The following is a 21,131-nucleotide window of genomic DNA, read 5'->3' as shown; positions in this document are numbered from 1 at the left end:
TCCTCAACCGGTCGGCCCTGCGACCGGCTGGCCCAGAAGGAAGCGCCAGTCGCCGAGATAGGCCGGCGCGCCCGCAGCATCAAGCGGCGTGGTGAAATCGCTGGAGACGCTGCCGTGCGCGCTGCCCTTGCCGCGCGGCGGCAACGCCAGCACATGGACATGCGCCGCCGGCACCCGGAGCGCGCGATAGGCCTTCAATATGTTGCGCGCCTGCGGCTCGGCGGCGTGCAGCACGGCGAACCAGCGGTCGGGCGGCGTGGCGCTTTCCGGCGCGGAAACCCACGGCGCGACCACGCGCTGGTCGGTGCCGTCCACCATGGCGTGATAATAGTCCCACGGGCTCGAAAAGAGCGCGACGCGCGCCACCTCACGCCGCTTGGCGATGAAGGCGGCGATGCCGGCGCCCTGCGAATGGCCCGAAACCGCGATGCGCGACCATAAGGGCGCGCCCTGGGCGTCGAGATAGGTCTCCCAGCCTTCGTCCGGATGATGCGCCGCCAGCCATTTGAGCGTGGCGACGAGGCGGCTGACCACCGCCTCGGCCGGCAGGTCGTCGATATCGTCGGACACCGGCTCGCCGAAGATGCGCTTCGCCCTGAGCCGCCCCGCGCAGGTCGGATCGGGATCGTGGCTGCACGCCTCGGCCGTGGCGGGCATGTCGTCATACATCAGCCCGATCGCGCGATAGCCCTGGTCGGCCGCCGCGCTCAGCAGCCATTTGGAATGATCGGGCGCGCCGCCGGTGCCGGGCAGGAAGAGGAAGAGCGGCGATTGCGCGGTGGCGATATCGCGCCGGAACAACGCGATATTGTGCCGCAGATAGCGCCGCACCGCCGGATCGGCCTCGGCCGGCGCGACATAATGGACGGTGCGGCGCGGGTCCGGCACCCAGTTGCGCTCGAGCTGCTGGGCGGTCGAGGGCCGCTGCAGGCCGAGATATTCGTCGCTGGTGGCGGTGCCGGGCACGGGCTTCGCCCCCGCGACGGCGGCTGCGAGCCCGATCATCAGGGCCAATGCGCTGGCAGCGGCCCTCATCGGCCCTGCTCCGCCCGCGCCAGCTCCTGCCGCGCCTGTTCCAGATCGGCGAGAAATTCGGGCGACCGATCGAGCCGCGCGACCACCGCCGTCGCCACCACCCGCGCCGCCGCCACGTCGCTCGGGAAATGCATGCCGCAGATCACCCGGCTCTCGCCATAATCCATCGCGCGCTGGAGGATGGCCGGCGCGCGCTCCGGCGCCAGCCTGGCCAGGATCAGCGCCGCCGCCCAGCCATAGGCGCTGTGGCCCGACGGGTAGGAGGTGCGCTTCTTCGCATCGGGGTCCGGCGCCGGCGCCTTCACCTCGCCGCAGACATGGCTGAGCTGCAGCCGCTGATAGGGCCGCGTGCGGCCATGATCCTTCTTGGCGGCGAACACCGGCCCGCTCACCTGCCGCTCGACCCGGTTGAGCAGCGCCACCAGCGCGGGCGCGCTATCCCGCCGGATCGGCCGGCCGAAGGCTTCGGCGAAGCGATCGTAAAGCCAGGCACCATCCTCCTCGGCCACGGCCCGGCGGGCGGCATCCACCTGCTGGCCGCGCATCACCGCCGCGACATCATCGGCATCGGCCAGCGATCCCTCGGCAGGCGGCGGCGGCAGGACGAGGCCCTTGATCGCGACATCGTCGAAATAGGGCTTCACATCCTTGTGGCTGATCGCCGGCGCCTCCCATTCGGGGGATGCGGCGCGCGCGGCCGATGCCGCCCCGCCGATCGCCAGCGCGATCAGCAGCGCCCGGCCTGCTGTGGACCGTTTCATGGGCTCTCTCCTGCCTGTATCGCCGGGCGCCCGAACCGGATCGGGCGCCCGGTCCGTCATCAGAATTCGGTCTCGACGCCGAACATGAAGGTGCGGCCGCGCACGTCGTAGACCGAATTATAGTTGAGCGCGCTGCCGCTGTCGGTCCCGTCCGGCAGGAAAGGCCCGTACTTGTTGAAGATATTGCGGATGTTGCCGAACACGCGCAGCTTCGGATTCTCGCGCGAGGGCGTGAGCTTGAAGCTCAGGTCATGCCGCCAATAGGCGCCGACATGCAGGAACAGCGGATCGGTGATGTCGCTCTCCGCGAAATATTCCTTCATCTCGTTGCTGTCGACGACGGGGCCGAGATAGACGGCCTTCCACTTGATCGAGACCCGCTTGGTCGCCCATTCGATGCTGCCGGTGGCTTCGTCCTTCGACACGCCGACCTCGCCGACATAATCGGCCTTGTCCTCGCCGGCGGCGCCGTCGAACTTGCTCTCCAGCTTAAACCGGTGGGTGTAGCGGATCTGCAGGTTGAGCCTGCCCGGCAGGTTGAAGCGATCGAGATCGAAGCGATAGGCCAAGGCCGCGTCGATGCCCTGCGCGCGCATCTGGTTCAGATTCTCGTCGCGGTTGATGATCTTGGAAAGCTGGCCGTCGGAATCGCGGGTGATCGCATCGCAGAACTTGTTGTCGATGCCGTTCGGGTCCGAATAGCATTCGAACAGCAGGCTGCTATTGTCGAGCGACGAGATCGCGCCCTTGATGCGGATGTCGTAATAATCGACGCTCATCTGGAAGCCCGGCAGGAAGGCCGGGGCCAGCACGACGCCCGCCGTCCAGGTGTTCGCCGTCTCCTCATGCAGATCCGGGTTGCCGGCATTCGGGGCGAATACCTCGGTGCCGATCTGGGTGAACTTGCCGTCGGGCGCGGCCGCGATGGCGGCGGCGATGCGCGGATCGGCGCGGCAGTTCTGCGATACCGTGCCCGTCGACGTCGCGGTGACGCCGCGGCACACGTCGATCACGTCGTCATAATCGTCGCGCGCGGGCGAGAACAGCTCGGTCGTGTCCGGCGCGCGCTGGGCGCGGCTGAAGGTGGAACGGAAGTTGAGGCCCCGCACCGGCGCCCACTGCGCGCCCGCCCGGAAGCTCACCGTCGTGCCCACCGTGTCGATATTGTAATCCGCCACGCGCAGCGCGCCGTCCAGGCTCAGCCGGTAGGCGAAGGGCATGTCGCGCAGCAGCGGCACGCCCAGCTCCATATAGGCTTCCTTGGCCTCGATCTTGCCGGTGAAGTCGGGGATGTAGGATGCGCTGCTGAGGCCCGTCTGGGTCAGCGCATCGGTCATGCTGCTGCTCCGGTCGCTCCGCCAGGAGAAGCCGGCCGCCACCTGCACCGGGCCCGCCGGCAGCGAGAAGGGCGATCCGCTGACATAGCCTTCCACCGTATCCTGCCGGTTCTTGGCGAAGAATTCGGAATTGGCGCGGATATAGTCCGCCATTTCCGGCGTGATGGAATTGAGCCCGAACAGGTTGAGCGGCACGCAGCCAGCGGCGCGCGCATCCGCGTTGCGGCACTGGATCGTGCCGTCGGACAGCTTTTCGGCGCTCAGCGCATACTGAACATTCTGCATGTTCAGATAGTTGGTGCGAACCTGATATTGCTCGAACTTGCCGTAGCCGTAGGTCAGCGCCCAATCCCAGTCGCCGAACACCTTGCCTTCCAGGCCCGCCCAGCCGCGATTGGTGGTGCGGCGGTTGTAGCGCTGCTGATTGCCCAGCTCCGGCAGGCGCCGGTAGAATTTGACGCCGCTGCTGGAGGAATCGGCGGCGATCTCCGCCGGGACGAACGGGTTGTTGCGGGCGATCCGCCCCACCTCGAACTCGTCATTCTGGCCGAAGGTGGTGGAATAGCTCACCGTCTCCGGCTCGGCGGTCGAGCGCGTCGTCACCTTGTTGTAGATATAGTCGGCGGTGAACTTCACGTCGTCGGTGATCTGATATTCGACCTTGCCGGCGGCGCTCAGCGACTTGCGCGGCGTGATGAGGGTCTTGCTCAGCCGATCCTCATAGCCGTTCTTGGCGGTCACGAAATTCCGGTGGAGCCCGGTCTCGTCATAATAGAAATCGTTGCTGTTGAAGCGCCCGCCCGGAATGGTGGAGCTGAGGTCGGGACGCGAAAGCGTGTTGTCCTCGAAATCATAGGTCACCGAATCCATCGCCCAGTCGCGATCGGTGGCGGCGAGGCGATATTGCCGCTCATAGGTGACGCCCGCCATCACATAGAGCCGGTCGTCCATCAGATGCTTGCCGACGCCGCCCGAATATTCCACGGAATCGCCGCCGCCGTCATAGGTGGCGGAGCCGACCGCGCGGGCCTTCACGCCATCGAACCGGCTGGTGACGACGTTGACGACGCCCGCGATCGCATCCGATCCGTAGACCGCCGATGCGCCGCCGGTGCTGACGTCCACGCGATCGACGAAATATTGCGGGATGGAGCTGAGGCTCACCGCATTCTTGTTGCCCGCGTTGGAAACGGTGCGGCGTCCGTCGATCAGGGTCAGCGTGCGGTTGGAACCCAGGCCACGCAGGCTGATCGTGGAAAGCCCGCTCGCCTGGATCGCGCTCTGGTTGTTGGCAAGGCTGTCGGCCTGGTCGATGCCCGGCACGTCGTCCAGCGCCTCGGCGATGTCGGTATAGCCGTCCTCGAGCAGGTCGGTCCGGTCGACCTCGGCCACCGGGATCGGGCTGTCGAAGCTCGAATGCTGCAGGCGCGATCCGGTGACGATGATGTCGCTGGTCAGCCGCGGCTCGGCGGAGGCCGTCGCGCGGGTTTCACCCCGAACCGCCCTCCGGATGATGATGACGCCGCTATGCCCGTTCTGGACCACCAGCCCCGATCCCGAAAGCAGGATGTCGAGCGCGGCCGGCACGGTATAGCGGCCCTTGACCGCCGGAGCCTGCTTGCCGCGCACGTCGGCCGACGCGAAGGTCACCTGCTGGTTCGTGCTCCGCGCGAACGCCCGCAGCGCCGATCCCAGATCCTGCGCCGGAATATCCAGGTCGAAGCCCTGCTGCTGCGCATAGGCCGGCACCGCCTGGCTGAAAATCGCGAGCGCCGCCAGCGCTGCCCCGCCCCGCAAACCCATGATGCGCGAAATCCGAATCCCCATTCGTTCCCCCTGTTTTCGAACGATCATCGGGTAGGACGCACTTCATCGGCGGCGGGACAGCAGCGATGCAGCCCCGGATTCGAATTTTTCGCGATCAGTTGCGCCGCAGGACGATCGCCTCGCCGGTTCGCGTCGCGCGCACCCCGTCCAGCACGCTCACGCCCTCGATGAAGGTCTCGACATCCCCGGCCGCGAACACGCCGTTCACCTTGAGGCCGGCGATGCGGGCGTCGGCGATCACCAGCTGCTGCCGGCTGTAACGGTTCATCCGTGCCACCGCCGTCGCCAGCGGCTCATCGTCGAAGTTCAGCAGCCCGGCTTCCCAGGACGGCCCGACCGGCTCGCTTTGCGTCAGCACGGCGGGCGCCAGCGATTCCACCTGCGCCACCAGCTCCCCGCCCGGCTGCAGGATCTGGTCGGCGGCCACCGCGGCATGGCGCGCGCGCGCCATCTGGGGCACCGTCCGCCCGTCCCGCTCGGTCAGCATCGCGACATGGCCTTCCAGCAGCACCACATGCACCTTGTCGCCCAGCAGCTCCACGCTGAACGAGGTGCCCGTCGCCACCACGATCTTGTCGGCGGCGGCCACGCTGAACGGCCGCAGCGGGTCCTTCGCCACGTCGAACTTGGCGCGGCCCTTCACCAGCGTCAGCGCGCGCCGGCCGGCCTGGAGGGAAACCTTCACCTCGGTATCGCCGTCCAGCGTCAGCTTCGATCCGTCGGCCAGCATCGCCACCCGCCGTTCGCCGATGCCGGTGGCATAGGTGTTGGCGGCGTCGCGCAGCCACAGCAGGCCGGTGAACAGCATCGCCACCAGCACCGCCGCCAGCGCGGCCGCCCATGGCCGGTTCCAGGCGATGCCGCCCGTCCAGCGCCGGCTGTTGGCGCGGCGATAGCTTTCCAGCGCGGCGCTGCGGATGTGGATCAGCTCGGGCAGGTTGGCGGCGGATTCGGCCGCCTGCCACAGCCGCACCGCCTCATCGAGCGCGCGGGCATTGTCCGGGTCCGCGACCCAGGCGTCGAACTGGCGCTGCTCCTCGCCGGCCAGATGGCCCTCGGCAAGCGCGATGCACCATTCCACCGCCTGCTCGTCGCGGCTGGGGGGCGTGGTATCGACGGGGCCGTTCATTGCGTTTCCCGCATGCGCGCCATCAGGAAGGCCATCGCCTTGGCCACCTGCTGCTTCACCGCGCTCTTGGAGATGCCGAACGCCTCGCCGATCATCTCCTGGCTCATATTCTCGATGCGATAGAGGGTGAACATCGTCCGTTGCCGCTCGGGCAGCTCGTTGAGCGCCGCGGCCAGGGCGGCAAGCTGATCGCGCCCGGCGGCGATGCGATAGGGATCGACCTGCTCGACGCCCAGCCCGTCCATGCCGGCCAGCGTCTCGCGATAGCCGGCTCGCACCCTGGCGCGGCGCGCCTGATCGGTCAGCAGGTTGGCCGCGATCTGGAAGACATAGGCATCGGGCGCGCCTTCGCTCTCGCTGCTGTTCAGCATGCGCACGAAAACCTCCTGCGTCAGGTCCTCGGCCTCCGCATGGTTGCGCACCCGGCGCAGGAAGAACGCCATCAGCGCGGGACGCCAGCGACGGTTGATCTGCTGGACCTCGCGCACCGTATCCTTCCGTATCCCTTCTTCGCGCACCACTCCCGCTGCCCTTTCATGGCGCCACGGCCACGAGGTAAGACGCGGCAGGGGCGCCGAGGGACAGCGGCATCGACATGGGTTCGCCCTATAGCGGGTTTTCCGGCCCTGTCGCGATGCCCGAAAGGGAAAGATCAGGCGGCGGAGGCGCGGTCCTCGCCGAACGTCACCACCTGGCCGCGCACGCGGCGGCGGAACGCCTCCGCTTCCTCGCGCGGGTTGTAGAACTGGCGATACCAGATGCGCACCTTGCCATAGGGGCCGTCCGCCGGGATCTGCATCGGGTTGAAGCTGGGCTCCTTGTTGGCCCAGATCTCCACATCCTGGCCCAGCGCATCGCGGCTCGCCCGCTGGTAGGCGCGGGCCAGCGCGATCCGGCCCGCCTCGTCCGTGCCGCCGTCTCGCGGCACCTTCACCATCAGCGCGTGCCACAGCCGCACCACGCCATCGGCCACCGGCGTATGCGCGATCAGCATGTGCGAGGGATAGGCGCCCTGCATCGCCGCCTGCAGAATGCCCGGCCCCTGATACCAGGTATCGAGCGACAGCACGCCCGATGCCCCGTCGGTCAGCGTCCGGTGGCCGGCATCGAAGCGCTGGACCAGCCGGTCGTCCTCGAACAGATTGTCGAAATAACGGCAGTCCACGCTGCCGTGGATCGGCGACATATGGCCGAAATCCGCCATGTTATCGACGATCTCGATCGGGTGGATCGGCAGCGTGCCGAAATCGTCGACCAGCCAGCGCACCCAGCCGTCGGCTTCCTGATCCCATTGGGTGAAGGGCGGCAGCTCCTGATCGGGCGCGCCGCCTTCGGGATCGTGCCACATCCAGATGATGCCGGCCCGCTCGATCACGCGGTATGTCTTCAGGCAGGCCGCCTTGGGAATGAAGTTGGGCGAATAGGGGATATCGTCGCACTGCCCGTCCGGGCCGAAGCGCCAGCCGTGGAAGGGGCAGCGGATCGATTCGCCCTGCACCCGATCGCCATCGCGCACGACATAGGATGTGCTGTTGTGGCCGATATGCGCGCCCATGTGCGGGCAATAGGCATGGACGAGGTGCGGCTTCCCGCTCTCGCCGCGATAGAACACCATGTCCTTGCCGAAGAAATGGAGCGTGGTCGGCCCGGCGTCCAGCGTCGCCGCGTCGGCGATCATGAACCAGCCGCGCGGATAGGTGAAGCTGCCCAGCTTATAGTCGGCGGTGCCCGCCATGGCTCTCTCCAGTCGATTCCGGCTTTCCCGAATGGGCCAAGGCTGGCCCCTCGGCCGCCGTGGAACAAGACCGCATGTCGCCCGCCAAATGTGCATTTATGCACATGACAGCCCTTCCCGCGCGTGCCAGACCGGCCCGATGCTGGACTGGGATAATCTGCGCATTTTCCTGACGGCAGTCCGCGCCGGCAACTATACCGCCGCCGCCCGCCGGCTGCGGATCGATCGCACCACCGTCGGCCGCCGGCTCGACCGGCTGGAACGCCAGCTTGGAGTGCCGTTGTTCGAGCAGGGCGAGGATGGCTACCACCCCACCGTCGCCGGCCGCCGCGTGCTCGAAATCGCCGATCGCATGGAGGAGCTGGCCGATGGCCTGGCGGAGGAGATTGGCGGCCGCGCCCGCGCGCCGGCCGGCCATGTCCGCGTCATCATCGCCGCCGATCTCGGGGCGGAACTGATGCCCGATCTCGCCGCCTTCGCCGCCGCCCATCCCGATATCCGGCTGTCGATCCAGTCCTCGGCCGATCCGTGCGAGGATGTGATCCAGCGCAAGAGCGACATCGGCCTCTGCCTCGTCGATCAGCAGCCCGATCATCTGCGCGGCCGCCGCGTCGGCACGCTGCGCCAGGCGCCCTATGCGGCCGTCGCTTATGCCGATCGGGAAAAGCCCGCCGATCCGGGCGCGGTGGCGCACTGGATATGCTGCGCCGGCCGCCCGCCTTTGCCGGCGATGCGCCGCTGGGACGGCGCCATTGCCGATCGCGCGGCGGTGGCCGCCTATGTCGATAGCTGGGCGGCGCTGCGCGGCGCGGTCGACCAGGGGCTGGGCGCGGCCTTTCTCTGGACCTTCGCCGCCGATCCCGCGCCGGGCCTCCGCCGCATCGCGCCGCCCGATCCGGCGATCGGCATCGACCTGTGGCTGCTGGTGCGCGACGACGTGCCGATGGAGCAGGCCACCCGCGCCTTCCTGCACGACATGGCCGATCGTCTCAGCCGGCGGATCGCTCCGGCGGATTGAGGCTCGCGCTGCCCTGCCGCGCGCCGCGCAGCCGGATGACGGCGGTGGCGCCCCGCCCAGGCCCGTCGCTCTCCAGCGTCAGGCTGCCCTGCATCGCGTTCACCGCATTGGCGCACCAATGGAGGCCGAGGCCGCCGCTCTTGTGGGCGCGGGTGGAAAAGCCGCGATGGAACAGCCGCTCGCCCCGCGCCGGATCGAAGCCTTCGCCATTGTCGGTTATGCCGAGCGCGATCCGGTCGCCCTCGGCCCCGGCGATCCGCTCGATCGTCACGGCGATCCGCCCCGGCCCGCCGCCCGCGCCGCGCGCCTCGATCGCCTCGATCGCATTGGCCAGCAGATTGCCGATCACCTGGCTCAGCAGCAGCGGGCTCGCCAGCACCGGGCACGCCGCATCCGGGCACTGGAAGGCGATCGGCCCGCCCGCGGCATAATGCACGATCGCGGCGTTGCGGCGGACCAGCGCCACGATGTCGCACGGCTCGATCTCCAGCCCGCCATGCGCCTCCGCCTGCTGGCCGCCGATGATCTCGATCAGGTGCGACAGGCTTTCGTCGGCCGCCGCCAGATCGGCGCGCTGGCGCTCGAACTGGGCGAGATAGCTGTCATGGGCCGAACCCAGGAAAGCGGCGAGCTTGCGCCGCCGCGCCGCCGGCACATCGGCGCGCGCCAGCTCGTCGAGCGCGCGGCGCACATCCGCATCGGCCGCCACCGGCTCGGCCGCCAGCCCCTGCGCCACGATCACGCTGATCGGATTGAGGCCGTTGCGCACATTATGCATCACCCCGATCGCGCTTTCGCTGCGGCCCAGGCGGAAGGATTGCGCCTCCACCCGCTCGCGCAGGCGGCCCAGCTGGGCCAGCATCGCATCCAGGCTCCGCGCCAGCGATCCGATCTCGTCGCCGCGATCGCCGATCGCCAGCGGCAGCGGCGCGCCGGACGCCGACACCGCCTGCATGTGCCGCTCGATCCGGGCGAGCGGGGCGATCACCTCGCGCCCGATCAGCAGGCGCAGCACCATCAGCACCAGCGCCAGCACCGCCACCGTGCCGACGAACATCATCGCCAGCAGCCTGTGGCCCAGCAGGGTGAAATCGCGCGGCACGACGAAGGTGGCGTTGGCGACATGGATGCGGTTCGGCCCGTCTATGTCGACGGCGATGTCCAGCGTCCGGTCCCGCCTGCGGACGCCGGTGGGCTCATGCGCCCGCCCCAGCCCGAAGCGCGCTTCCAGCTGGAGGAGGCGGCCGAGCTGCGCGGACGTCATTTCGCGCGCGACGACGACATAGCCGGGGCTTTCCCCGCTGCCGTCGCTCAGCGTGACGCGCGACAGGCCGATCGCCGCCACCCGGTCGCCCAGCCGGGCGTAGAAATGGGCCGATGGCTCGCGCCCGATCCGCGCGCGCACCGCCTGCGAGCGGGCAAGCGCCACGAAGTCGCCGCCGCGCTCATGATCGTCCGCCTGCGCCTTGGGATCGATGTAGCGTGCAGCGGCCACCGTCCCGTCGCGATGGACCAGCGCCATGCCGTTCATGTCCAGGTTGGAAAGCGCCAGCAGCGAAAGCACGCGCCGTTCGAAGGCGCGGTCGCCATGGCGCAGATAGCCGTAGCTTTCGTCCCACACGCCATAGTCGCGCGCGGCATATTCCATCTTGGCGGCATGTTCCTCCAGCGCGGCGCGGGTGCGCTCGATATGGCCGCGCACCGCATCCGTCTCCAGCCGGTCGAAGCTGGGGATGACGACGGCGTAGAGCAGCCCCCATATGCCGAGGAAGCCGGCGATCCCGGCCAGGGTCAGCACCGCCGTCAGCTTGAAGGCGAGCGTCCTGTCCTGCGGGATGATGCGGGAAAGAAGGCGCCGCGCCCCGGTGGCGGTCACGGCCGCCCGACGGCCCCGGCGCCGGGATGGCCGCCCTGCGCCGGCGCTTCCCCCGCCAGCGCCAGTGCGGCGGTGGCGTCGGCATCGGCGGGATGGCCGTAATAAAATCCCTGGAGGTGCGAGCAGCCGGCCAGCCGCAGCGCCTGGTTCTGCGTCTCGGTCTCCACGCCTTCGGCCACCACGCCCATGCCGAGCGAGCGGGCGAGATGCGTCACCGAATTGACGATCGCCGCCGCCTCCACCTCACGGCCGAGGCCGTCGATGAAGCTCTTGTCGATCTTCAGGCAGTCGAGTGCATAGTTGCGGATGTTGAACAGGCTGGAATAGCCGGTGCCGAAATCGTCCAGCGCGACGCGGAAGCCCGCGTCCCGCAGCCGCCGCAAGGTCTCGGCGGCGCGCGCATCGTCGTCGAAGATCGCCGTCTCGGTGATCTCGATCTGCACCCGATCGGGGGAAATGCCGGCGGCCGCCACCCGCGCGGCCAGCGCATCGACGAAATCCTGCCGGCGGAACTGGCGCGCGGAAACGTTGATCGAAACGAAATGGCCCGGCCAGCGCCGGCATTCGGCCAACGCCTCCGCCGTCACCCATTCGCCCAGGTCGTGGATCAGGTTGCTTTCCTCGGCGATGGGGATGAACACCGATGGCGGAATCTCGCCATGTTCGGCGCTGTTCCAGCGCAGCAGCGCCTCGAAGCCGACGACCTCGGCGGCCTCGCGCGCGATGATCGGCTGATAGACCACTTCCAGCTCGCGCTTCGCGATCGCCTGCCGCAGCCCCGCCTCGATCGAATGGCGGAAGCGGGCGCTCTCGTCCATGCTCCGGTCGAACAGCCGCACCTGGCTGCGCCCGCCGCGCTTCGCCTCGTAGAGCGCAAGATCGGCGAGCCGCATCGGATCGGTGGCTCCGGCATCCGCGCCCGGCTCGACCAGCACCAGTCCCAGCGATGCGCTCACCTGCACCATATGATCGAGGATCATGTAATTGGTGGAGCAGGCGCGGACGATGCGCTCGCCCCGCGCCAGCACCTCGGCGGCATCGGCCGCGTCGAACAGCAAGGCGAACTCGTCGCCTCCCAGCCGCGCCACCATGCCGGGGCCGGGGCCGATCCCCACCGTCAGCCGCTGGCACACCTCGCGGATCAGCTCGTCCCCGGCGGCATGGCCCAGCGTGTCGTTCACATTCTTGAAGCGGTCGAGATCGAGCATGCCGATCGCGAAGCCGCCGCGCCGCCGCGCCGCCTGCATCCGCTCGCCCAGCTCGCGCAGGAAGGCCAGGCGGTTGGGCGCGCCGGTCAGGGGATCGTGGCTGGCCATGTGCACCGCGCGCGCCTCGTTGGCGGCCAGGGTGATGGTCCGTTCCTCCAGCCGGCGCACTTCCGCGGCCAGCTGCTCGCGGGTCCGGGCCAGGTCCGGGTCCACCTCCCATCGCCGGCAGAGCGCGCGCGCCGTCTGGCGAAGGCCCGTCACGTCGAACGGCTTGGTGACGTAGAACAGCTTTTCCACCGGCCCCGCCGCCCTGGCGATGTCAACCGGGCCGTGATCGGAATAGCCGGTGACGATGACGATGTTGATATCGGGATCGATCGCGCGGATGCGCGCCGCGGTCTCCTTGCCGTCGATGCCGGGCGGCATGCGCACGTCGATGAAGGCGACAGCATAGGGATCGCCGGCGCGGATCGCGGCTTCGGCCAGCGCCACCGCCGCCGTGCCGCAATCGGCATGATCGAGGCGGAAGGCATCCGCTTCCTCCGCCGGCCCATGCCCCGCCGGCCGGACGGCGGGGCCGTCGGCGAAAAGCTCGGAGGCGAGGGCCGCCAGCGCGTCGCGCGCGGATGCGCCCGGCGCGACGCCCAGCGTCCGCCGGTAGGCATCATGCATCGCCGGTTCGTCATCTACGATGAGGACGCGCACTTCCACCCCATATGTTCCCAAGTAACGGGTAGACGAAGAGGGATAATATTTCGTTTACACCCGGCTCCGCCCAAGAAATCGGACAGGTGCGGCATGATCCACCGCCCGCCACAGGGGTCGCGTGGCTGTGGCGGGCGGCGGATCGGCAGGACTGGCCTGCCGCCCCGTCACCGTTTCCGGCGACGGAAGAGGGAACATCAAGCAACCTTCACTGGCGCGGAGATTTGGGAGTCCGCGCGAACAACTCGGCCCAGCGGCTATCGGCGCCCTCCTCGGCCGTCTCGGGCGGGCCATCCGCCCGCTCTCCGAAACGCCCGGCCAGAGGTGCCGGCCGATGCGGTTGCCCGGCGAACGGAGCCCGATCACGGAACAAGCTCAGCTTCACGGACACGGCAACGACTTCCCCGAACCAAATCGCAGGTCTTTTGCTAGGGCGGCACGGCCGCGCGCGTCGCGGGGGCGTCGACGGGCCTGCGCGATGAGACGACGGGCCGGTCGCCTGTCGACAAAAACGTCATGCCCGTCGACCAAATTGCATCTTCAAGGACTTGGCAGCACCGCGCATCCGTGCCCGCGCCGCCGCCTTCTTCCTCATGCGTTGGGTGATTCCCCATTGCGCGAAATGCCTCTATGCAGAGGCGCATGGCCCTCTTCAGCCTCGGCTCGAAACCCTTTTTCGACGATAAGAACCGCGCCTTCTGGATTCTCCAGTCGGCGGGATGGGCAGGCTATCTGCTCCTGCGCTCGCTGGGCGGGCTCGCCAACGGCATGGGCGTACTCTTCCTGGTGCCGAGCGCGCTCAACACCGCCACCGGCTATTCGCTCACCCTGCTGATGGCGTCGATCTTCCGCCGGCTGATCCACCAGAAGCCGATCATCACCTGGGGCGTATCGATCATCGTGGTGATGATCGCGTCGGCCGCCTTCTCGACGATCGAGGTATGGGCGCACGCCACCTTCTACCGACCGGGAGAGATGCCGTCGGGCGTCCAGTTCCTCGGCGCCATCCTGCTCGATTTCGCGCTGCTCGCCGCCTGGTCGGCGCTTTATTACGGCATCAATTTCTACCTGCTGCTCGAACAGCAATCGGATCAGCTGCAGAAGCTGGAAACCCAGGCGTCGGCCGCCCAGCTCGCGATGCTGCGTTACCAGCTCAACCCGCATTTCCTGTTCAACACGCTGAACTCCATATCCACGCTCGTGCTGCTGAAGCAGACCGATCGCGCCAATGCGATGCTGTCGCGGCTTTCCTCCTTCCTGCGCTATACGCTGGTGAACGAGCCCACCGGCCAGGTCACGCTGGCGCAGGAGGTGGAGACGCTGAAGCTCTATCTGGAGATCGAGAAGATGCGGTTCGAGGACCGGCTCCGCCCTAGCTTCGACATCGATCCGGCGGTGTCGCAGGCCCGGCTGCCCTCGCTTCTCCTTCAGCCGCTCGTCGAAAACGCGATAAAATATGCGGTCACGCCTTTGGAGGAGGGCGCGGAAATCGCCGTATCCGCGCGGCTTGCCGGGGATCGGGTGCAGATCACCGTGTCCGATACGGGACCCGGCTTGCACGACGCGGTGAACCGCCCCACATATTCGACCGGTGTCGGCCTGGCGAATATCCGCGACAGGCTGGCACAGGCTTATGGCGCCGACCACCGTTTCGAGATCCAGGGGGAACGGGGGGCCGGGTTCGGCGTCATGATCGAAATACCGTTCAGGACGGAAGAGCCCAAGGAACCCGCATGACCATCCGCACCATCCTTGTCGACGACGAGCCGCTAGCCATCCAGGGCCTGCAGCTCCGCCTGGAAGCGCATGAGGATGTCGAAATCATCGAAACCTGCACCAACGGCAGGGAAGCCATCCGCGCCATCAAGACGCATAAGCCCGACCTCGTCTTCCTCGATATCCAGATGCCCGGCTTCGACGGCTTCTCGGTGGTCCAGGGGTTGATGGAGGTCGAACCGCCGCTGTTCGTGTTCGTCACCGCTTATTCGGATCACGCGCTGCGCGCCTTCGAGGCCGATGCCGTGGACTATCTGATGAAGCCGGTCGAGAATGAACGGCTGGCCGACACGCTCGATCGCGTCCGCCAGCGGCTGGCCGAAAAGCGCAGCATCGAGGAAGCCGGCCGCCTCAAGGAGGCGCTGGCCGAACATGCACCCGAAGCCGCCGAGGCGATGCCCGACGCAACCGACGCGCCGGCCTCCAGCCGCTTCGAAAAGCTGATCAACATCAAGGATCGCGGCCAGATCTTCCGCGTCGACGTCGACACGATCGAGCGGATCGATGCCGCCGGCGACTATATGTGCATCTATACCGGCGACAACACGCTGATCCTGCGCGAAACGATGAAGGATCTGGAAAAGCGGCTCGATCCGCGCCGCTTCCAGCGCGTCCACCGTTCCACCATCGTCAACCTCGATCTGGTGAAGCAGGTGAAGCCCCACACCAACGGCGAATGCTTCCTGGTGCTGGATTCGGGCGCGCAGGTGAAGGTCAGCCGTTCCTATCGCGACGTGGTGGCGCGCTTCGTCCACTGAGGCGCGTCCGGGAAGCGGCGCCCGCGCCTTGAACGCAATCGCCGGGATGCCGTCCCGGCGGTCGCGGGATAGGAGCGGGTCCACGCAAACATAAGGGACCGCCCGTGCCGACCGCCGCCGACAAAGCCCGCATCTTCGCCGATCTCCACGTGCCGGGGCGTCCGCTCCAGCTCTTCAACATCTGGGATGCGGGCAGCGCGCGGGCGGTGGCCGATGCCGGCGCCCCGGCGCTGGCGACGGGAAGCTGGTCGGTCGCGGCGGCCCACGGCCTCGATGACGGCGAGGCGCTGCCGCTCACCCTCGTCCTCGCCAATCTCGAACGGATCGTCGCCGCGGTCGATCTGCCGGTGACGCTGGATTTCGAGGGCGGCTACGGCGCCACGGCCGACGAAGTCGGCCGGTCCGCCGCCAGCGCGGCCGGAATCGGCGCGATCGGCTTCAATATCGAGGACCAGCAGATCGGCGGGAACGGCCTCCGCCCGATCGGCGACCAGCAGGCCCGCATCGCCGCGATGCGGGCGGCGGCGCCCCACGCCTTCGTCAACGCCCGCACCGACATCTTCCTGAAGGCGCCCGCCGCCGCGCATGACGATGCCGCGATCGACGACGCCCTCGTCCGCGCGCAGGCCTATGCCGATGCCGGCGCCAGCGGCTTCTTCGCCCCCGGCCTGGCCGATGAACGGCTGATCGCCCGGCTGTGCGAACGATCGCCATTGCCCGTCAACATCATGATGTTCCCGGCCGTGCCGCCCGCCGCCCGCCTCGCCGAACTCGGCGTCGCCCGCATCAGCCACGGCCCCGGCCCCTACCGGCTGGCGATGGCCGCCGTCACCGAGGCCGCCCGCGCGCTCTATCCCTGAAGGCGGGGCTGCTCAGGCCTTTCCGGGCACGAAGGCCAGCGCCAGTCCGTTCATGCAGTAACGCTTGCCCGTCGGCCTCGGCCCGTCGTCGAACACATGGCCCAGATGCCCGCCGCAGCACCGGCAATGCACCTCGGTGCGGGCATAGCCCAGGCTGCGATCGCCGCGCGTGCCGACCGCATCGGGCAGAGGCCGCCAGAAGCTCGGCCAGCCGGTGCCGCTGTCATATTTGGTGCGCGAGGAGAAAAGCGGCAGCGCGCAGCCCCGGCAGGTGAAGGTGCCGGGGCGATGCTCCTTCAGCAGCGGGCTCGATCCCGGCGGCTCGGTCGCCTCGCGGCGCAGCACGGCATAGGCGTCCGGCCCCAGCCTGCGCCGCCATTCGGCATCGGAAAGCCGGTAGGGGAAGGTCTCCTCCGCCCTGGCATCGCCCGCCAGCAGCCGCCCCGCGCCGATCGCCACCGCCGCCAGCGCTAAGCCGCCGACCCCCAGCATCTGCCGCCTGTCCATCGCCATGCCGGCCTCCTGCCTTGCAGGACCGATATGGGGACGGCACCTCCGCTTGTCAGGCCCGGCCCGAAGATGCGCGGAACATCACATTCTGGCCCGGCGCCGGCCCGCTCAGCTGGTCCGCCACCGCCGGAACCAGCGGCGGCGCGGCCCGCCCGATTTCAGCACGCTCACCCGGAACCGCCGCGCCGCGAAGCGGATGATCAGGCCGATCCACAGCGCCTGCCAGCCGATCGCCAGCAGGTGCGGCCAGATCTCCGGCGCCTGGGCGGCCCGCGCGATCATCGCGAAGGGGGAACTCCACGGAAAGACCGTCGCCGCCTTCGCCAGCCCGCTCTCGGGCGCCGCCACCACGCTGGAGGCGAGCGCCACCACCCCCAATTGCCCCATCGTCACCGGCATGGAGAGCGTCTGCACCTCGCGCACGCTCGATGCCTGCGCGCCGATGCCGAGGAACAGCGCCCCCAGCAGCAGATAGCAGGCGACGAAATAGACGGTGCCGAGCGCCACGAACGCGCCCCAGCCCACCGCCGGCACCGGCAGCGTCACCGCCGGGAACAGGCCGCGCAGCGCCAGCAGGGCCATCGCCCCCCACACCGCGATCCCGGTCAGCGACATGGCGAGCATCGCCGCCAGCTTGCCCAGGAAGATCGCGTCCACCGGCACGGCGGCGGCCAGCACCTCGATCACCTTGTTCGATTTTTCCTCGATCAGGTTGGACAGCAGCATGCCCGCCAGGATCATGGTGAGGAACATCAGCACCAGCTGCCCCGCCCGCGCCGTGGCGGCATGGCCCGCCGCATCGGGGCCGGCCGCGCGCTCCACCACCGTCTCGCGGAAGGCCACCGGCCCCGGCGCGGCCGCGCCGGCATCCGCCATCGCACGGGCGGCGCGCGCCTCGTCATAGATCAGCGCCAGCCGCCCGCGCACGTCGGCCACGCCCGCCCGCGGGCCGATCAGCCTAGGCGCATCGATTCCGCCGCGCGCCACCGCCACCACGCCGTCGCTCCGGTCCGCCAGCAACCGCCGGGTCTGGGCCTCTGCCCCGCCTTCGGGCGCCGCGATATGGAGCATCGGCAGCATCGCATCGCCGAGCCGTTCGGCCAGCCGCCCGCGCGCGGCATGGAGCAGCTCCGCCTCCGCCGGGCCGGCGATCACCGCCACCGCCGGCCGTTTCTGGTCCGCGCCGCCGCCGGCACCCGCGATGCTGAACAGCAGCCCGGCCAGGATCGGCAGCAGCGGCCCGATCAGGAACAGCAGGAAGGCGCGCGAGAACACGCTCGCCACATAATCGCGGCGGGCGATCACCCAGGCGGCGCGAATCACGTCGATCATGCCGCGTCCTCCAGCGCATGCCCGTCCATCGCCTTGGCCGCCGCCTCGCCGGCGATCGCGACGAAGGCGTCGTGCAGCCCCGGCCGCTCGATCGACAGCGTCTCGATCCCCGCGCCGCCGTCGATCAGCGCCTTCAAAAGCGGCTCGACCCCGCTGTCGGGCAGCGCGAACCGCCAGAGGTGGCCCTCACGCACCGCGCCGGACGGCAGCGCCGCGCGCCACGGCCCGTCCGCCGCCCGCGTCGCCAGCCGCACCTCGGGCTTCAGCCGCGCGCGCGCCTCCTCCACCCCGCCTTCGAACCGCACCCGCCCGCCGGCGATGATCGCCACGCGCTGGCACAATCGTTCGGCATGGGCGATCACATGGGTGGAAAAGAGGATGGTCACGCCGTCCGCCGCCTGCGCACGGATCACCGCTTCCAGCCGTTCCTGATTCAGGGCATCCAACCCGGAAAAGGGCTCGTCCAGCACGATCAGCCGGGGCCGGTGGACCAGCGTGCCCAATAGCTGCACCGTCTGCGCCATGCCCTTGGAAAGGGTGCGGATCGGCTTGCGGCGCGCCGCGCCCAGGCCATGCGCCTCCAGCATTTGATCGGCCCGCGCGCGGCCTTCCTTCAGCGGCAGCCCGCGCAGCGCGCCCATGAAGGCGATCGCCTCGCGCGCCTGCATGCCGGGATAGAGGCCGCGTTCCTCGGGCAGATAGCCCACCTGCCGCGCCACCTTCAGCGGCCGCGCCTCGCCCAGCAGGGTGCGATGCCCGGCATCGGGATCGATGATGCCCAGCAGCATCCGCAAGGTGGTGGTCTTGCCCGCGCCATTGGGGCCGAGCACGCCGAATATCGACCCCGCCGGCACCGCGAGGTCGATGCCGTCGACGGCCCGGAATCCGCCGAAATCCTTTACCAGCCCGTGCGCCTCGATCGCATGTCCGTTCACGTCCGCATCCCGTCCTGCCGCCGCCCGGCGCCATGCCCACCTCCCCGTTTCCGCCCGTTCGGGCTAAGGAAGGGGCGCATCCACCCAGATCGACGAGGTTTCCCGCCCTTCGTGCCCCATCCATCCCATCATATCGACAACAAGGCGTTGACGGCGGAGCTGAAAATCGAGGCCCGCCGCCTCGGCTTCGTCGCCTGCGGGGTGGCGCCGGCCGATGCCACGCCCGATTCGGCCATGCGCCTGCGCGAATGGCTGGATAGCGGCGCGCATGGCGACATGCTGTGGATGGAGGAACGCGCCGGCCAGCGCGGCTCGCCCCGCGCGCTCTGGCCGGACGTGAAATCGGTGGTGATGCTGGGGATGAGCTACGCGCCCGCCGAAGATCCGCTGCGGCTGGCGGACGCGCCCGGCATCGCCCGCATTTCGGCCTATGCGCAGGGGCAGGATTATCACGATATCGTCAAGAAGGCGCTGAAGGCGCTGGCCCGCTGGCTAGTCGATCGGGCGGGCGGCGATCTCAAGGTGTTCGTCGATACCGCGCCGGTGATGGAAAAGCCGCTGGCCGAAGCGGCCGGCCTCGGCTGGCAGGGCAAGCACACCAACCTCGTCAGCCGCGATCATGGCAGCTGGCTGTTCCTGGGCGCGATCATGACGACGCTCGATCTGGCGGCGGACGACCCCGGCCGGGGCGGCTGCGGATCGTGCGACGCCTGCCAGCGGGCCTGCCCCACCGCCGCCTTTCCCGCGCCCTACCGGCTCGATGCCCGGCGCTGCATCTCCTACCTCACCATCGAGAACAAAGGCCCGATCCCGCACGAATTTCGCGCGGCGATGGGCAACCGCATCTATGGCTGCGACGATTGCCTGGCCGTCTGCCCGTGGAACAAGTTCGCCGCCACCGCCGCCGCCAACCGCGCCTTCGCCGCGCGGGCGGAGCTGGCCGCGCCCGAGATCGCCGATCTCCTCGCGCTCGACGATCCCGCCTTCCGCGCGGTCTTCGCCGGATCGCCGATCAAGCGCATCGGCCGGGACCGCATGGTCCGCAACGCGCTCATCGCCGCCGGCAACGATCGCGGCCGTCACCTGCTGCCGGCCGTCCTCCACCTGCTGGACGATCCCACCCCCATGGTGCGCGGCGCCGCGATCTGGGCGCTCGAACGCATCGATCCCGCCGGCTTCGCGGCCGCGCGCGCAAGCCGCCTGCCGGCCGAGGCCGACGCCTCCGTCCGCGCCGAATGGTTGGGCATGGCGATGGAAGCATAGCGGCCCGCAGGCGCGCCGCCTTCATCGCGGCCGGACTGGTCCTTCCAGAAATGCGGCGATGGCGTCGACGGTCGCGCGGGGCTGCTCCTCCATCAGCCAGTGGCCGGAATCGGGAATGGCCAGCTCCGTCACGTCGTCCGCCGCCGATCGCATGATGGCCGCCATCGTGCCGCCGAGGGACTGGCTGCCGCCGATCGCCAGCACCGGCATCTTCAGCGGACCGCGGGCGACGAAGGCGCGATTGTCGATCACGTCCCCATCGAACGCCGCGAATTGCGAAAAGCCCGCATGCATCCGCCCCGGCGCGGCATAAAGCGCCGCATAATGGACCCGCGCATCCTCGGGAAAGGCGGTCCGGCTCGCCGCGAACTCGTTCCAGAACCGGTCGAGATAGATGCGCTCACGCCCCGCGACGAGGCGCTCCATGTCGGGCCCGCCGAACCGGAAATGCCAGAGCAGCGGGTTCTTCAGTATCTCGTCCCACGGGCCGACGCCGGGCACGGGGGCGTCCATCATCACGAGGCGCGTGGTGCGTTCGGGATAGGATTCAGCGAACGCGAAGGCCACCATGTTGCCGATATCGTGGCCGACGACATCGGCCCGCACCGCGTGGAGATGGTCGAGGATACCAGCCATGTCCGCCGCCTGATTCTTCTTGGTGAAGCCACCCGTGGCGACGGCCGAAAGGCCCAGGCCACGCAGGTCTGGCACGATCACCAGATGATCGCGCATCAGACGGCTGGCGAGCGGCACCCACATGTCGCCGGTGTCGCCATACCCATGGATCAGCAGCACCGCCGGCCCCGATCCGCCGAAACGGACATGCAGCGTGGTGCCGTTCGTGGCGATTTCCTCGGATCGGAATCCCTTCGGGAAACCGAATTCCAGCGCGGCTGCCGGCGGCGGTGCCAGCAAGGGGAGGAACAGGGCAAGGATCGCGATCATCATGCGCTTCATGATCTTCTCCCGTCTCCGAATATCCCCCATCGCCGGCAAGGCTCTATCGGGGCCTGCCCGGAATTGGCGGAGCTCGCCCGGCACCGACCACCCACCCCGCCGGGTCGGG

General features: G+C 69.0%; 17 protein-coding genes. 5 read left to right on the top strand and 12 right to left on the bottom strand.

The window, feature by feature from the left end:
* Positions 1-3: 3 nt before the first annotated feature.
* The 6 genes from CV103_RS09850 to CV103_RS09825 form a co-directional block, all read right to left on the bottom strand.
* Positions 4-1,035, bottom strand: coding sequence for a BPSS1187 family protein (locus CV103_RS09850; protein ID WP_146163408.1), 1,032 nt, complete (start codon positions 1,033-1,035; stop codon positions 4-6).
* Positions 1,032-1,796: a phosphatase PAP2 family protein gene (locus tag CV103_RS09845; RefSeq protein WP_170112605.1), complete on the bottom strand. Its 765-nt coding sequence runs from the start codon at positions 1,794-1,796 to the stop codon at positions 1,032-1,034. Before CV103_RS09845 ends, CV103_RS09850 begins: the two co-directional genes overlap by 4 nt.
* A gap of 59 nt (positions 1,797-1,855) precedes the next feature.
* A complete protein-coding gene (locus tag CV103_RS09840; protein ID WP_107394802.1) occupies positions 1,856-4,960 on the bottom strand; it encodes a TonB-dependent receptor in 3,105 nt (1,034 codons plus the stop codon).
* Between the two features lie 94 nt (positions 4,961-5,054).
* Positions 5,055-6,089, bottom strand: a complete 1,035-nt coding sequence (locus tag CV103_RS09835; protein ID WP_107394801.1) for a FecR family protein — start codon at positions 6,087-6,089, stop codon at positions 5,055-5,057.
* Complete coding sequence (locus CV103_RS09830) at positions 6,086-6,610, bottom strand: RNA polymerase sigma factor (protein ID WP_015459027.1); 525 nt, start codon at positions 6,608-6,610, stop codon at positions 6,086-6,088. Before CV103_RS09830 ends, CV103_RS09835 begins: the two co-directional genes overlap by 4 nt.
* Before the next feature lie 131 nt (positions 6,611-6,741).
* Entirely contained in the window at positions 6,742-7,824 is a 1,083-nt protein-coding gene (locus CV103_RS09825; protein WP_107394800.1) for an aromatic ring-hydroxylating dioxygenase subunit alpha, read from the bottom strand.
* Between the two features lie 139 nt (positions 7,825-7,963).
* Here CV103_RS09825 and CV103_RS09820 point away from each other — a divergent pair, with 139 nt between their 5' ends.
* Positions 7,964-8,842: a LysR family transcriptional regulator gene (locus tag CV103_RS09820; protein ID WP_245896754.1), complete on the top strand. Its 879-nt coding sequence runs from the start codon at positions 7,964-7,966 to the stop codon at positions 8,840-8,842.
* Here the strand turns inward: CV103_RS09820 and CV103_RS09815 are convergent.
* Both CV103_RS09815 and CV103_RS09810 read right to left on the bottom strand, forming a co-directional pair.
* Positions 8,814-10,718 carry an ATP-binding protein gene (locus CV103_RS09815; RefSeq protein WP_107394798.1) on the bottom strand — a complete coding sequence of 635 codons (1,905 nt, stop codon included), beginning with the start codon at positions 10,716-10,718 and terminating at the stop codon, positions 8,814-8,816. The two genes, CV103_RS09820 and CV103_RS09815, sit on opposite strands and share 29 nt — an antisense overlap.
* Positions 10,715-12,598 (bottom strand): putative bifunctional diguanylate cyclase/phosphodiesterase, encoded by a 1,884-nt coding sequence (locus CV103_RS09810; protein WP_245896756.1) that lies wholly within the window; start codon positions 12,596-12,598, stop codon positions 10,715-10,717. Before CV103_RS09810 ends, CV103_RS09815 begins: the two co-directional genes overlap by 4 nt.
* 675 nt (positions 12,599-13,273) lie before the next feature.
* Here CV103_RS09810 and CV103_RS09805 point away from each other — a divergent pair.
* The 3 genes from CV103_RS09805 to CV103_RS09795 all read left to right on the top strand — a co-directional run bounded on the left by CV103_RS09805 (position 13,274) and on the right by CV103_RS09795 (position 16,025).
* A complete protein-coding gene (locus CV103_RS09805) occupies positions 13,274-14,368 on the top strand; it encodes a sensor histidine kinase (RefSeq protein ID WP_015459022.1) in 1,095 nt (364 codons plus the stop codon).
* Entirely contained in the window at positions 14,365-15,165 is an 801-nt protein-coding gene (locus CV103_RS09800) for a LytR/AlgR family response regulator transcription factor (RefSeq protein WP_015459021.1), read from the top strand. The genes CV103_RS09805 and CV103_RS09800 overlap by 4 nt, the downstream gene beginning before the upstream one ends.
* Positions 15,166-15,269: 104 nt before the next feature.
* Complete coding sequence (locus CV103_RS09795; RefSeq protein ID WP_107394796.1) at positions 15,270-16,025, top strand: isocitrate lyase/PEP mutase family protein; 756 nt, start codon at positions 15,270-15,272, stop codon at positions 16,023-16,025.
* A gap of 12 nt (positions 16,026-16,037) precedes the next feature.
* Here CV103_RS09795 and msrB read toward each other — a convergent pair whose 3' ends face one another.
* The 3 genes from msrB to CV103_RS09780 all read right to left on the bottom strand — a co-directional run bounded on the left by msrB (position 16,038) and on the right by CV103_RS09780 (position 18,802).
* Positions 16,038-16,538: a peptide-methionine (R)-S-oxide reductase MsrB gene (msrB, locus tag CV103_RS09790; RefSeq protein WP_107394795.1), complete on the bottom strand. Its 501-nt coding sequence runs from the start codon at positions 16,536-16,538 to the stop codon at positions 16,038-16,040.
* Positions 16,539-16,643: 105 nt separating this feature from the next.
* On the bottom strand, positions 16,644-17,867 hold the full coding sequence (locus CV103_RS09785) for an ABC transporter permease (protein WP_015459018.1): 1,224 nt from the start codon (positions 17,865-17,867) through the stop codon (positions 16,644-16,646).
* The gene (locus CV103_RS09780) at positions 17,864-18,802 is read right to left on the bottom strand and encodes an ABC transporter ATP-binding protein (protein ID WP_107394794.1); all 939 of its coding nucleotides are present in this window, start codon (positions 18,800-18,802) and stop codon (positions 17,864-17,866) included. The genes CV103_RS09785 and CV103_RS09780 overlap by 4 nt, the downstream gene beginning before the upstream one ends.
* 111 nt (positions 18,803-18,913) lie before the next feature.
* Here CV103_RS09780 and queG point away from each other — a divergent pair, with 111 nt between their 5' ends.
* Positions 18,914-20,065: a tRNA epoxyqueuosine(34) reductase QueG gene (gene queG / locus CV103_RS09775; protein WP_245896753.1), complete on the top strand. Its 1,152-nt coding sequence runs from the start codon at positions 18,914-18,916 to the stop codon at positions 20,063-20,065.
* 21 nt (positions 20,066-20,086) lie between these two features.
* Here the strand turns inward: queG and CV103_RS09770 are convergent, their stop codons facing one another.
* Complete coding sequence (locus CV103_RS09770; protein ID WP_107394793.1) at positions 20,087-21,022, bottom strand: alpha/beta fold hydrolase; 936 nt, start codon at positions 21,020-21,022, stop codon at positions 20,087-20,089.
* Positions 21,023-21,131 lie beyond the last annotated feature (109 nt).

The sequence above is a fragment of the Edaphosphingomonas fennica genome (assembly GCF_003034225.1).
Classification (GTDB): Bacteria; Pseudomonadota; Alphaproteobacteria; order Sphingomonadales; family Sphingomonadaceae; genus Sphingomonas_E; species Sphingomonas_E fennica.
Note: the sequence above shows the minus strand (reverse complement) of the source record. Positions and strands in the feature narration are given on the sequence as shown.

Excerpts from the sequence above, each read along its gene's own strand:
- msrB (WP_107394795.1), bottom strand. The coding sequence starts at position 16,538 with ATGGCGATGGACAGGCGGCAGATGCTGGGGGTCGGCGGCTTAGCGCTG.
- CV103_RS09845 (WP_170112605.1), bottom strand. The coding sequence starts at position 1,796 with ATGAAACGGTCCACAGCAGGCCGGGCGCTGCTGATCGCGCTGGCGATC.
- CV103_RS09840 (WP_107394802.1), bottom strand. The coding sequence starts at position 4,960 with ATGGGGATTCGGATTTCGCGCATCATGGGTTTGCGGGGCGGGGCAGCG.
- CV103_RS09820 (WP_245896754.1), top strand. The coding sequence starts at position 7,964 with ATGCTGGACTGGGATAATCTGCGCATTTTCCTGACGGCAGTCCGCGCC.
- CV103_RS09770 (WP_107394793.1), bottom strand. The coding sequence starts at position 21,022 with ATGAAGCGCATGATGATCGCGATCCTTGCCCTGTTCCTCCCCTTGCTG.
- CV103_RS09805 (WP_015459022.1), top strand. The coding sequence starts at position 13,274 with ATGGCCCTCTTCAGCCTCGGCTCGAAACCCTTTTTCGACGATAAGAAC.
- CV103_RS09835 (WP_107394801.1), bottom strand. The coding sequence starts at position 6,089 with ATGAACGGCCCCGTCGATACCACGCCCCCCAGCCGCGACGAGCAGGCG.
- CV103_RS09800 (WP_015459021.1), top strand. The coding sequence starts at position 14,365 with ATGACCATCCGCACCATCCTTGTCGACGACGAGCCGCTAGCCATCCAG.
- CV103_RS09810 (WP_245896756.1), bottom strand. The coding sequence starts at position 12,598 with ATGCATGATGCCTACCGGCGGACGCTGGGCGTCGCGCCGGGCGCATCC.
- CV103_RS09850 (WP_146163408.1), bottom strand. The coding sequence starts at position 1,035 with ATGAGGGCCGCTGCCAGCGCATTGGCCCTGATGATCGGGCTCGCAGCC.
- CV103_RS09825 (WP_107394800.1), bottom strand. The coding sequence starts at position 7,824 with ATGGCGGGCACCGCCGACTATAAGCTGGGCAGCTTCACCTATCCGCGC.
- CV103_RS09785 (WP_015459018.1), bottom strand. The coding sequence starts at position 17,867 with ATGATCGACGTGATTCGCGCCGCCTGGGTGATCGCCCGCCGCGATTAT.